General features: G+C 71.7%; 8 protein-coding genes and 1 pseudogene. 5 read left to right on the top strand and 4 right to left on the bottom strand.

What is annotated here, in order from left to right:
* Positions 1-187 precede the first annotated feature (187 nt).
* Positions 188-1,822 carry an esterase/lipase family protein gene (locus tag TN53_RS17400; RefSeq protein WP_052745220.1) on the top strand — a complete coding sequence of 545 codons (1,635 nt, stop codon included), beginning with the start codon at positions 188-190 and terminating at the stop codon, positions 1,820-1,822.
* Positions 1,823-1,844: 22 nt separating this feature from the next.
* Here the strand turns inward: TN53_RS17400 and TN53_RS17395 are convergent, their stop codons facing one another.
* Positions 1,845-2,471 (bottom strand): RraA family protein, encoded by a 627-nt coding sequence (locus tag TN53_RS17395; protein ID WP_046259420.1) that lies wholly within the window; start codon positions 2,469-2,471, stop codon positions 1,845-1,847.
* Positions 2,472-2,599: 128 nt separating this feature from the next.
* On the opposite strand from TN53_RS17395, the gene TN53_RS17390 reads away from it, so the two are divergent.
* Together TN53_RS17390 and TN53_RS17385 are read left to right on the top strand one after the other, a co-directional pair.
* Positions 2,600-3,841 carry an MFS transporter gene (locus TN53_RS17390; RefSeq protein WP_046259419.1) on the top strand — a complete coding sequence of 414 codons (1,242 nt, stop codon included), beginning with the start codon at positions 2,600-2,602 and terminating at the stop codon, positions 3,839-3,841.
* 108 nt (positions 3,842-3,949) lie between these two features.
* The gene (locus TN53_RS17385) at positions 3,950-5,425 is read left to right on the top strand and encodes a glycoside hydrolase family 3 N-terminal domain-containing protein (RefSeq protein ID WP_046259418.1); all 1,476 of its coding nucleotides are present in this window, start codon (positions 3,950-3,952) and stop codon (positions 5,423-5,425) included.
* Here TN53_RS17385 and TN53_RS17380 read toward each other — a convergent pair.
* A pseudogene (locus TN53_RS17380) lies at positions 5,426-6,693 on the bottom strand (glycoside hydrolase 5 family protein). It abuts the gene before it with no gap.
* Positions 6,694-6,701: 8 nt separating this feature from the next.
* Here TN53_RS17380 and TN53_RS17375 point away from each other — a divergent pair.
* Positions 6,702-7,934: an N-acetylglucosamine kinase gene (locus tag TN53_RS17375; RefSeq protein WP_095046539.1), complete on the top strand. Its 1,233-nt coding sequence runs from the start codon at positions 6,702-6,704 to the stop codon at positions 7,932-7,934.
* A gap of 290 nt (positions 7,935-8,224) precedes the next feature.
* On the top strand, positions 8,225-10,444 hold the full coding sequence (locus TN53_RS17370) for a glycoside hydrolase family 3 N-terminal domain-containing protein (RefSeq protein ID WP_046259416.1): 2,220 nt from the start codon (positions 8,225-8,227) through the stop codon (positions 10,442-10,444).
* Here TN53_RS17370 and TN53_RS17365 read toward each other — a convergent pair.
* Positions 10,434-11,315, bottom strand: coding sequence for a carbohydrate ABC transporter permease (locus TN53_RS17365; protein ID WP_046259415.1), 882 nt, complete (start codon positions 11,313-11,315; stop codon positions 10,434-10,436). The two genes, TN53_RS17370 and TN53_RS17365, sit on opposite strands and share 11 nt — an antisense overlap.
* Positions 11,312-12,319, bottom strand: coding sequence for a carbohydrate ABC transporter permease (locus TN53_RS17360; protein WP_095046538.1), 1,008 nt, complete (start codon positions 12,317-12,319; stop codon positions 11,312-11,314). The genes TN53_RS17365 and TN53_RS17360 overlap by 4 nt, the downstream gene beginning before the upstream one ends.
* Position 12,320: the final 1 nt, after the last annotated feature.

Here is a 12,320-nt window from a genome sequence, read left to right as displayed (position 1 = left end):
CGCTCGGGCACGGTGATGTGTCCCGGTCCGCGGGCCGGTACGTCGTCGGGCGCACGGTCTCTGCGCATGGGTTCCTGAACGAGCCTGATTCGGGGCGTAGTTGCCGAAGCCGATGTGTTCACGCGGCCGGGACTCTGGTAGGGCGGGACTGCGGAGGTGCCCAGGTTCACGATCGGGGGAGGGCGCGATGACCGCTTTCGTACGGCCCATGATTCTGGTGCGAGGGTTCGGCGGACCGGATGTCGGTGGGGTTCGGCGCAATGCGTACCAGGGCTTCAACGAAGGGACCGTGTATCCCAGCCGTCGCGGGGAGAACTTCATCTACGAGGGCTTCGTGCTCCGGGCGTTGAAGTACCTGGAGCATCCCTACCGGGACGCCACCAACGTCGTCGGCTACTACGCCCGACCGCTGCCCGTACCGCCGGGTGAGTGGGACTGGGACGACGATCTCCTGTCCGGGAGCGTGGTCCTCGATCCGGGCATGGCGGATCGTGTGCTGCGCGACGGTGTGGACGGGACGCTGTGGATCTACCGCTACTACGACCTCGAACCGAGGACGATCGAGGGATACGGGGCGGGGCTGGTACGCCTGATCGACATCATTCGGCGTGCCGCCGCCCGCAACGGCGGTGGCGAGGAACCGTTCCCGGGTGTCGACATCGTGGCGCACAGCATGGGAGGGCTCGTCCTGCGGGCCGCGCTCCGGCAGATGAGCGCCGCCCCTGCGGGGGAGCCGCGACCGGGGGACCTGGTCCACCGGATCGTGACGCTCGGTACCCCGCACCGGGGTATCGCCTTCCAGGTGCTGCCGCGCGCACTCGTGGAACATGTGCCGGGGGTCGCCGAGGCGGCGGACGAACTCGCCGCGTTCGATCCGGGGAGCACGGAGTTCAGGCAATGGAACGAATGGTTCCCCGTCGAGCGCGTCCTGACCGTGGTGGGGACCGACCACCGCAGTTTCGGGGTCGCGATCGCCTCGGTGGCGAACCGGATCGTGAGTCTCACCGACGAAGGCACCCTGGTCCACAACCGCAGTGACGGACTGGTGAAGCAGGCGTCGGCCCAACTGCCGGGCGCACCCAGGACGTTCGTGCACAAGTGCCACGGCGGGCCGGACTCCCTCATCACCTCGCGCGAGGCGTTCGAGATCGCGATGAGGTTCTTCCACGGCACCCACCATGTGCGGCTGCGCCTCGAATCGGCAGAGGTGCTGCGCGGCAAGGACTTCTTCGGCCGCAGCGAGTTCTACTTCGGGGTCTCGGTGAAACCGAGGGGAGTCGACTTCGATCTGTTCCATCAGAGTCCCGAGGCGGAGAACTGCTACGGCCCGTTCCACTCGGACGGCCTCACCGATGGACCGCCCCCTCTGGAAGAGGAGTTGAACAAGCCGCTGTCGGCCGCGGGAGACCGGACCACCGGCTGGGCCGGGCCCGGCCGACTCATCTGGGAGGGCTGGGTCGACCGGACCGTACGGCCCGCGACCGCGGACGGGGCATCGGGCCTGGTGTTCCGCCTCGACGTGTATCTCGGTGAACGGGACTCGTTCGGGATCGGGTTCTCGGACAACGTCGTCTTCCGCAAGCAGTACTACCTTCAGCTGCTGACGGAAGACGGCGACGAGCCCGCGCTGTATCTGCACACGGGCGAAGGACTCCTCGCGAACACCCGGGAGGAGTTGGAGGCCGCCACCCGCGTGGAAGCGGCGGGTGTGGTCCGGGCCGACGGATCGGGGCCGGACGGCGCGTGGCGCTTCCCGATCAGGGGCACCGGGTTCGAGGCCACCCTGGCGGTGTCGTTCACGGAGGAGCCCGAGCCCGCGTAGGACCAGGGAGACCAAAGGGACGTCAGCCGCCGAAGCCCAGCTCGCGCAGCGCCCTGTCGATGCGCGCCCGGTGGTTCGCCTCCCAGGTGTCCAGGGACTCCGCCGCCTCCTTGGCGAGCTTCGCGCGCGCCGCCGTGAGGATCTCCTCCCGGCGGGCCGCGGGTGTGACGACGACGCCCTCCTCGTCGGCGACCACGATGTCGCCGGGGTGGATCAGGACGCCGCCGACGTGGACCGGTTCGCCGAGGGTGCCGAGCTTCTCCTTGGTGCCGGGGATCGGGATGACTCCGCGGGCGAAGACCGGGAAGGCGGCCTCGCGGACCTCGGCGAGGTCGCGGACGAGGCCGTCGACCACGAAGGCGGCGACGCCCCGGCGCTGGGCCACGGCACAGACGTTGCCGCCGGCCGGCGCGTGGTCCAGGTCGCCGGACTCGACGACGACGACCGAACCGGGCTCGGCGCGATGGAGGGCGGCGTGCAGCATCAGGTTGTCGCCCGGCTCGCAGCGCACCGTGTACGCGGGGCCCGCGACGCGTGGCGCGTCCCACAGCGGGCGGATGCCGATGCCCATGACCTGCGCACGGCCCAGCAGGTCGGCGAGGGTGGTGCGGGGAAGGTACTGGAAGGCGTCGGTGAATGCGGTGTCCATCGTTCCATTCGACCCGGATTCCGTCGTGGCGCTCAAGATCGAGCGGGGTGAAGAGTTTCCTTGAAAAGTTGCCCGGCGTCCCGAGTCGTGCCGTCATGGACGGGGGATCACGGAGTCTGGGAGCACGTATGACCGACGTGGCGATGTCCGGCGACGACCGTCCTACCGCCGCCGCCTGGCGCAACCTAGTGGTGGCCACCGTCGGGTTCACGCTCACCTTCTGGGCGTGGAACCTGATCGCCCCGCTGGCCGCCGACTTCGACGACGAACTGCACATGTCGTCCTTCGCGCAGTCCGAACTGGTCGCCATCCCGGTGCTGGTCGGTTCCCTCGGACGGGTGCCGGTGGGCGCGCTCACCGACCGCTACGGGGCGCGGGTGATGTTCCCCCTGGTCAGCGCCCTGACGATCGTGCCGGTGCTGCTGCTCGTCCCGGCCCATGACTCCTATCTGGCCTTGATCGCCGTCGGCTTCGTGCTCGGCCTCGGCGGCACGACGTTCGCCATCGGCGTCCCGCTCGTCAACTCCTGGTTCCCGCCCAAGCAGCGCGGCGCGGCGCTCGGCGTCTTCGGCATGGGAATGGGCGGTGTCGCCCTGTCCGGCTACTTCACGCCCCGCATGTACCGGTACAGCGAGAACCTGCCCTTCGTCGTCCTGGCGATCGCCCTCGCCGTCTACGCCGTGCTCGCCTACTTCCTCATCAACGACCGCCCCGACCGGCCCATCCCGTCCACCCCGCTCACCACGCGCCTCGGCCAGGCCGGCCGGCTGCGGGTGACCTGGGAGCTGTCCGCCCTGTACGCGATCGGGTTCGGCGGCATCGTCGCGTTCGGCGTCTATCTGCCCACGTATCTGAAGACCTGGTACGAGCTCGACGCCACCGACGCGGGCACCAGGGCCGCAGGATTCGCCCTGGTCGCGGTGGTGTTCCGGCCGATCGGCGGATGGCTGTCGGACCGGATCCACCCGGCCGTGGTCACCGCCTGGGCACTGGGCGCGGTGGCGATCCTGGGTGTCGTTCAGGCCTTCGATCCGGCCCTGGTGCCGGGCGCCACGATCTGTCTCCTGGTGATGGCGGCCGCCCTCGGTGCGACCAGCGGCGCGGTGTTCGCCCTGGTCGCCCGGGTCACCCCGCAGCCGCAGGTCGGCAGCGTGACCGGCATCGTCGGCGCGGTCGGCGGCCTCGGTGGCTTCGTCCCCCCGCTGGTCATGGGCGCGGTCTACAGCGCCAAGGACTCCTACTCCATCGGTTTCATGCTCCTGTCCGACCTCGCCCTGGCCGGCTGCGTCTACGCCTACGGCCGGATGCGCGAGGCCGGCCGCACGGCACCGACGCGGTCGGCGCCGGAGAAGGAGCGGATCGCCGGCTGAGGCGGGTACGGGCGGGCGGCCCCGCCCAGCGGGCCGCGCGATGTGTGGTGAATCAAACTATCCATCACGATGTTGACTTCCGGCTGAACCAGCCAGAAGAATCCGGATGTGACCCCTTCAGCGCTCCCGGCCTCCGGCCCCGTCCTCCCGTCCGACCTGGACGAGGCGGCGCACCGCTGTCTCGTCGCCGGGTTCGACGGCACGACCACGTTCCCCGACACCCTGAAACGGCTGGTCGACCGAGGTCTGGGCGGAGTCATCCTGTTCACCCGCAACGTGCGGGACGCGGAGCAGGTCCGCGAGCTCACCGACGCGCTGCGGGCGATCCGGCCGGATCTGCTGGTGGCCATCGACAACGAGGGCGGCGGTATCGGACACCTGGTGGGCGCGGGCGCGCCCGAGGTGCCCGGCTCCTACGCCCTCGGCGTCGCCGACGACCCCAACCTCACCGCACGCTGCGCCGACGCACTCGCCGGGCATCTGGCCACCCTCGGCATCAGCGTCTCGTACGCCCCCGTCGCCGACCTCCAGCACCTGCCGAGCAACCCGATCGTGCGCACCCGCTCCTTCGGTGCCGACCCCGAGGTGGCCGCCCGGCATCTGCGAGCCTGGATCACCGCCACCGAGGCACGCTCCATCGCCTCCTGCGCCAAGCACTTCCCGGGCCACGGCGGTACCGACACCGACAGCCACCACGGCATCGCGGTCGACCCCCGGCCGTACGACGCACTCCGCGCCGACCTGGAACCGTTCCGTGCCGCCGTCGCCGCGGGGGTGCCGATGCTGATGAGCGCGCACGTCGTCTTCCCGGCGCTGGACGCCAACCGGCCCGCCACCCTCAGCCGCCGTATCCTCGGCGACCTGCTCCGGCACGACCTCGGCTTCGACGGCGTCCTGGTCAGCGACGCCCTGGAGATGAAGGCGATCGCCGATGAGTACGGGGAGGCGGCCGGGGCGCGTATCGCCCTCGCGGCCGGGGCCGACCAGGTCATCGTCGCCGTACCGGACCTGGAGGTCACACTCGCCTGCCGGGACGAGGTCCTCGACGCGCTGGGCTCCGGCGTGCTACCCCAGGAGCGGGTGTGGGAGGCGGCGGAACGGGTGCGGCGGCTCGCCGAGCGGTACGCGACGCCGGCCGAGAGGGTCGCCGCGTGGGACACCGATGCCGGACTGGAGGCCGCACGCCGGGCCGTCCGCGGCCAGGGGGCGCCGTCCGCGGTGCGCGGCGCTCATGTCGTCGACCTGTTCCCGCACCCGCACCCCGCTCTCAACTGGGGCGGCGAGGACCTGCTCACCGAGGTCCGTGCCCTCGACCCCACGGCCGTGGGCACGGCGGTCGCCGGTGAACCGGAGGATCCGGCCGCCCTGACCGACGGGATACTGGCCCGCGAACGGCCCCTCGTCATCGCCACCTGCGACGCCGGGCTCCACCCCTGGCAGGCCCGGCTGCGCGACGCCCTCCTGGCCCGGCGTCCCGACGCGGTACGGGTGGACACCGGGCTGCCGGAGGGCGGTGCGCTGTGCTCCTACGGGCGGGGTCGGGTGAACCTGCGGGCGGTGGCGGAGGTGCTCACCGGAAGCTGATCAGGACGGTCGTACGACTTCCTTGATCCCGCGCGCGGTCAAGTACCCCTCGTCCTCGGCCCGTTCGGCCAGGACGACCGCCGGGCGCACCCCTTCCGTGCGCAACCGCATCCACTCCTCGAAGTACTCCCCGCCCGGGCCCGACACGGACCGGGTGCCCGGCGTGCAGTCCAGCACCAGGGCGGTGTCGCGGGGCCGGGGTGCGTGCGGCTCGGCGATCGCCTCCGCCAGCGCCTCGGCGATCGGCTTGGGGCGGCCGGCCGAGTCGAACAGGCCCAGGGTGTACTCGAGTTCGGGGAAGTCGGCGAGGGAGCGGTCCACGTCGTGGGAGCACCACCAGGTCACGCCCCACAGTCCCTCGCAGTCGGCGGAGTTGCGGACCGTCGCGCGGGCGAACTCCGCGGCGTCGGCGGCCGGGATGTGCGGTTCGGGGGCGCCCGTCTCCTGGACCCACACCGGGCGTGCCGGATCCTCGGCGTAGGCCTTCGCCAACTCCGTTCCGTACTCGGCGAGATGGCGCACCTGCGGGGAGCGGGGGCCATAGCGGCGGGCGCAGTCGCCGGAGAACACCCAGGGGTGGACCGTGGTCAGATCGCCCTTGCGGGCCGAGGCCTCGGGGGTGAAGGGGTGGTCGTCGCCGTACCAGGCGGCGTCGTACGCGGAGTGGGTGACCATGCCCTGCTCGCCGAGTCCGTCGCGGGCGGCGGCCAGGAGGGTGTCGAGGTAGTGGTCCACCTCGGCGGGGGTCACCGGGTTGTGCTCGACCAGGTTGTTGAGCTCGTTGCCGAGCTGGAGGCCGAGCAGGTGGGGGCGGCCGGCCAGGGCGCGGCCGAGGGTGCGGAGCAGGTCCGCCTGGGCCTCGACGGCGTCCGGGTCGGTGAAGACGTTGCGGTGGTGCCAGCTGCGGGTCCACTCCGGGTAGAAGTCGAAGCTCGACAGATGGCCCTGGACGCCGTCGACCAGGACGTCCAGACCGGCCTCGCCCGCCAGGTCGACGAGCCGCACCAGCTGGTCGACGGCGGCGGTGCGGACGAGGGTGCGGTTGGGCTGGAGCAGTGGCCACAGGTGGAAGACACGGACGTGGTCGAGCCCCAGGCCGGCTATCTGCTCCAGGTCCTCGCGGGCGTGCGCCGGGTCGAAGTCCTGCCAGGCGTGGAACCAGCCGCGGCGGGGCGTGTAGTTGACGCCGAAGCGGAGCGTACGGATGGGATCCTCCTCGGGTTCGGTGCACGTCGGCTCTTGTTCTGCGCGAATGTATCAACCACCATAGTCAGTGATGGGCAATAATTTGAACCACATTCCGGCAGGCGCGGCAGACTCGGGCGACGCGCGGCACGACCTCGTCGTCGGTCTCGACGCGGGCGGCACCCGCACCCGGGCGATGTGCGCGTCCGCGGCGGACGGCCGGCTGCTGGGCGAGGGCTCGGGAGGCCCGGGCAACGCCCTGACGGTCCCGGAGCCGCAGCTCACCGACCATCTGGCCGAGGCGATCGCCGCGGCGGTGCCGGAGCCGGCGCGGGGCCGGGTCGTCGCCGTGGCCGGCGGATTCGCGGGCGCGACGGGGGCGTCGGCGGACGACCCCGGGTACGTCCACGCCCGGTCCGCGCTCACCGGGGCCCTGCGACGGCTGGGCATCCCGCCCGGGCCGGTCGCCCTCTGCAGCGACATCGAGGCCGCCTTCGCCTCCGCGCCCGGCACCCCGACCGACGGCCTCGCCCTGGTCGCCGGCACGGGTGCCGTCGCCATGCGTATCGCCGGGCGCCGGGCCACGACCACGGTGGACGGCGACGGCTGGCTGCTGGGTGACGACGGCAGTGGGTTCTGGATCGGGCGGAGCGCGGTGCGGGCGGCGTTGCGGATGGCGGACGGGCGGGGGCCGGGGACGGAGCTGGCTGTGCTGGTGGGGAGGGCTTTCGGGGTGCCGGACGGGGTACTGCCGGGTGGTGGCGTGGTGCTGGGCGGGAGGGGGGCGCCGGGTGACTGGGGGCTGCCCGGCGCCGGCGCGGTGCCGGACGGTGGCGTGATCCCGGACGGGCTCGATGACCCCGAGGCGTCGGGTGGCACGGGGGCGTCGGGTGCCGGGGGCGGCCTCTCGGCAGGCGGCGGGGTGGTCTCGTACGACGGTGTCGGCCCCGCCGTACCGGACTGGCCCCTCGCCCGTCGCGAGGCCTACCGCGCGCACCTGCTCCCCGCCGTCATGACCGCCCCCCCGATCCGGCTGGCCCGCCTGGCCCCGCTGGTCGTCGGGGCGGCCCGGGAGAAGGACGCCGTGGCGGTGCGCATCCTCGACGAGGCCGCCGACCAACTGGCGGAGACCGTACGGGCATTGGCGCCCCGCGCGGGCGAACCGCTCGTCGCCACCGGCGGACTGCTCGGGCCGGAGGGCCCCCTCACCGAACCCCTGACCATCCGCCTGCACGCCCTCGGCGTGACCCTCGACTGGGTGGCCGACGGCTGCCGGGGTGCCGTGGCGCTGGCCCGGCTCGCATACGGGGGCGGCGGGCGGTGAGGGCCCCCTCGTCCAGCGATGCTCCGCCCGCCCTGCACAAGGTGGGGATGGGCGTTGAATCGGCTTCTGTCCCCTGGTGTCCTCGTCCTCTCTGCGCAAGGTGGAGGTGGGCGTTGAATCGGCTTCAACCCGCTGGTGTTCTCGTCCGCTCCGCGCATGGGGGAGGTGGGCGTTGAATCGGCCTCTGTCCCCTGGTGTCCGAGTCCTCTCCGCGCAAGGTGGGGGTGGACGATGAACCAGCCTCGGCCCCCCGGCCCCCTCGCCCGCTCCGCGCAAGGTGGAGGTCGTCGATGAGCGAGCCCCTCTACCGCGACCCCACTGCCCCCCTCGACGCCCGCGTCCATGACCTCCTCGCCCGCATGACCCTCCCCGAGAAGGTCGGCCAGCTCAACCAGCGCATGTACGGCTGGGACGCCTATCGCCGTACCCCCGACGGGAGTTACGAACTCACCGACGCCCTGTACGCCGAGACCGAGCGGTTCGCCGGACTCGGTGCGCTCTACGGGCTCCAGCGGGCCGACGCCTGGTCCGGTGTGGACCACGGGAACGGGCCCGGCGCCGAGGACGCCGCGGGCCTCGCCGAGCTGGTGCAGCGGCATGTCGTCGAGCGGAGCCGGCTCGGTATCCCCGCTCTGTTCGTCGAGGAGGTGCCGCACGGGCTCATGGCCCTCGACGGCACGGTCCTGCCCGTCAACCTGGCCGTCGGCGGCACCTGGGACCCGGAGCTGTACGAGCGGGCCGCCGCCCACGCCGCAGCCGAACTGCGGGCCCGCGGTGGTCATGTCGCCCTCGTCTCGGCCCTCGACATCGCCCGCGACCCGCGCTGGGGCCGCACCGAGGAGTGCTTCGGCGAGGACCCCCACCTCGCGGCGCGACTCACCGAGGCGCTCGTACGGGGCATGCAGGGCGCCGCGCACGAGTCCTTCGCCGCCGACAAGGCGCCTGTCGTCCTCAAGCACTTCGCCGGCCAGGGCGCCACCGTCGGCGGCCGCAACTCCGCGGAGTCCGAACTCGGTCTGCGGGAACTGCACGAGATCCACCTCCCCGCGGCCCGTGCCGGAGTGCGGGCCGGAGCGGCCGCGGTCATGGCCGCGTACAACGAGGTCGACGGCATGCCGTGCTCGGGGAATCGCGCCCTGCTGACCGGACTCCTGCGGGACAGCTGGGAGTTCGACGGACTGGTGATGGCGGACGGCCTCGCCGTGGACCGGCTGGCCCGCATCACCGGCGACAAGGTCTCGGCCGGCGCCCTCGCCCTCAACTCCGGTGTCGACCTGAGCCTGTGGGACGAGGGCTTCACGCATCTGGAGGAGGCCGTCGAGCGGGGGCTGGTCGAGGAGCCGGTGCTCGACGCCGCCGTCGCCCGCGTCCTGCGGCTCAAGTTCCGGCTGGGACTGTTCGACGGACCGCACACCACGCCCCCTCCGCCGACCGGCGGCAGGGAGATCAGCAAGGAGCTCGCCCGGGCCGCCGTCACGCTCCTCGACAACAAGGGGCTGCTGCCGATCCCGGCCACCGTCTCCCGTATCGCCGTGATCGGACCCCAGGCCGCCACCACCGCCCACCAGTCGGGCGACTACACCGCCCCACAGCGCCCCGGCACCGGCAGCAGTGTCCTCGACGGGCTCCGCCGACTCGCCCCGCCCGGCGTGGACATCCGGCACGCCCGCGGCTGCGCCCTCACCGGCGACGACCTCTCCGGCATCCCCGAGGCCGTCGCCACGGCCGCCGCCTCGGACGTGACCGTGCTGGTCCTTGGCGGCAGCAGCGCACGCACCCCCGACACCGAGTTCGACGCCAACGGGGCGGCGCTCAGGGCGGTTTCGGAGATGACCTGCGGTGAGGGCGTCGACCTGGCCGACCTGCGGCTGGGGCCCGCCCAGTACCGGCTTCTGGACGCGATCGCGGCAACGGGCACGCCCACGGCGGTCGTTCTGATCCAGGGCCGCCCGCATGTCGTCCCCGACACGGCCGGTGCGCTGCTCACGGCCTGGTACCCGGGCCCATGGGGCGGCGAGGCGATCGCCGAGGTGCTGCTCGGACTCGCGGAACCCACCGGCAGGCTCCCCGTCTCCGTCCCGCGCTCCGCCGCCCAACTCCCCGTCTACTACAACCACAAGGACACCGAGTACGGCGGATATGTCGACGAGAGCGCGGAGCCGCACCACTCCTTCGGGCACGGACTGTCGTACACGAGCTTCGCGTACGGCACGCCCCGGATCACCGGCGGGACCGTGACGGTCGAGGTCACCAACACGGGGAAGCGGTACGGGCGTACGGTCGTGCAGGTCTATCTCAGGCGCCTGATCACGTCCACCTGGCCGCGCACCCTCGAACTGTGCGCGTTCGAGGGGGTCGGCCTGGAGCCGGGTGAGCGCCGTACGGTCGTTCTCCCGCTGTCGATGGGGGAAGCCCGGACCGACTCCGCCGAGATCCGTGTCGCGGAGTCGGCCCGGGCGGCTTTGCGTGCCGTGCCGATCGTGCTTGACGTGAGGGGCGTCAGAGCTTGACGGCCCCGGACGAGACGCCCTTGTAGAACCACCGTTGGGTGATCACGAACAGCACCAGCACCGGGATCACCGAGATGACGGACCCGGCCATGACCATCCGCTGGTCGTAGCCGAACGACGAGCTCTGCAGACGCGAAAGCCCCAGCGTCAGCGTCATGTTGCTCTCCGAGCGCAGCACGATCAGCGGCCAGAGGAAGTCGTCCCAGGCGCTGATGAAGGTGTTGATGACCACCACCAGGATCGCGCCCCACGCGGACGGCAGATACAGATGCCTGAAGCGCTGCCACTCGTTCGCGCCGTCGAGCATCGCCGAGTCCTCGATCTCGCGCGGCACCGCCAGGAAGGCGGCGCGCATCAGCAGGACGTTGATGGCGCCGACGAAGCCGGGCAGCCAGACGCCGGCCAGGCTGTCGACCAGGCCCAGATCGCGGATGCTCAGGAACAGCGACACCATGATCGACTCGAAGGGGAACATCATGGAGGCGATCAGCACCACCCAGACCGCCTTGCGGCCCTTCCAGCCCGGCTTGGAGAGCATGTAGCCGGCCGTGGTGGAGAAGACCAGCTGGCTGGTGACCGACAGGACGACCACGATCAGGCTGTTCTTGATGTACGAGGCCACCGGGACCTGGTCGAAGACCGTGCGGTAGGCGCGCAGGGTCGGGTCGTGCGGCAGGAGGGTGGCGTCGGCGCCGAAGACGTCCTCGCTCGTGCTCTTCAGGGAGGCCAGCAGCTGCCAGACCAGTGGGCCCACGGTGAGGCCGAGCACGAGGAACAACAGCAGGTAGCGGACGACCAGTTCGCGCGGGCGACCGTAGTCCCGCCAGCGTGGCAGCAGGCGCCGGCGCGTGGCCGGAACAGCGGTCGTCACGACTCGTCCTCCTTCGTCAGGCGCTGCGCCAGCAGGGTCAGCCCCAGCGTCAGCAGGAACAGGGCCACGCTGACGGCGGAGCCGTAACCGGCGTTGCCGGTGATGGGGTCGAGGCCGACGTCCCGGATGTAGAACGGCAGGGTGCGGTCGGCGCCGCCGGGGCCGCCGGTGGAGCTGCCGAGCATGTAGATCTCGGTGAACACCCTGAGCGAGCCGATGCCGGTGAGCGTGCCGACGAGCATCATGGCCTGCCGTACACCGGGCATGGTGATGTGCCAGAAGCGGCGGACCGCGCCGGCGCCGTCCATGGCCGCCGCCTCGTGCAGTTCCTTCGGTACGTTCCCGAGCGCGGCCAGGTAGAAGACCATGTACCAGCCGAGGCCCTTCCACAGCGTCAGGCCCATCGCGGACAGCAGGATCAGCCGCGGGTCGGACAGGAAGGGGATCGCCGACCTGATCAAGTGGGCTTTCTCGAGCCAGGTGTTCACCAGTCCGTCGTCGGCGAGCAGCCACTGCCAGCTCAGACCGACGACCACGCTGGAGGCCAGCACCGGTGTGTAGAAGGCCGAGCGGAAGAACCCGATGCCGGGGAGGTTCTTCTCCACCAGGACCGCCAGCATCAGCGGCAGCAGCACCATCAACGGGACGACGATGACGGCGTACAGGATGCTGTTGCGTGTCGCCAGCCAGAAGTCCGAGTCGTCCAGCATCCGCGTGTAGTTGTCGAGCCCGACGAAACTCGCGGCGCCGCCCAGCGGCTTGGCGTTCGTGAACGACAGCAGGAGCGTGTTGAGGAACGGGAACACACCGAACACCACCGCGCAGCCGATCGCGGGGGCCGTCCACAGCCAGGGCAGCCACCAACGGCGGTACATCGCCGCCCCGTTGGCACCGGCTGCCGGGCCCGGCAGCAGGGCCCGGAGCCGGGAGGGTTTCGTGACCGGCGCGGCGGGGGTGCGCTGCGCGCCGGACACGGACACCGGCTTCGTGATCTGAGCCGCCACG

The organism is Streptomyces sp. WM6386 (genome assembly GCF_000972385.1).
Lineage (GTDB): Bacteria > Actinomycetota > Actinomycetes > Streptomycetales > Streptomycetaceae > Streptomyces.
Note: the sequence above shows the minus strand (reverse complement) of the source record. Positions and strands in the feature narration are given on the sequence as shown.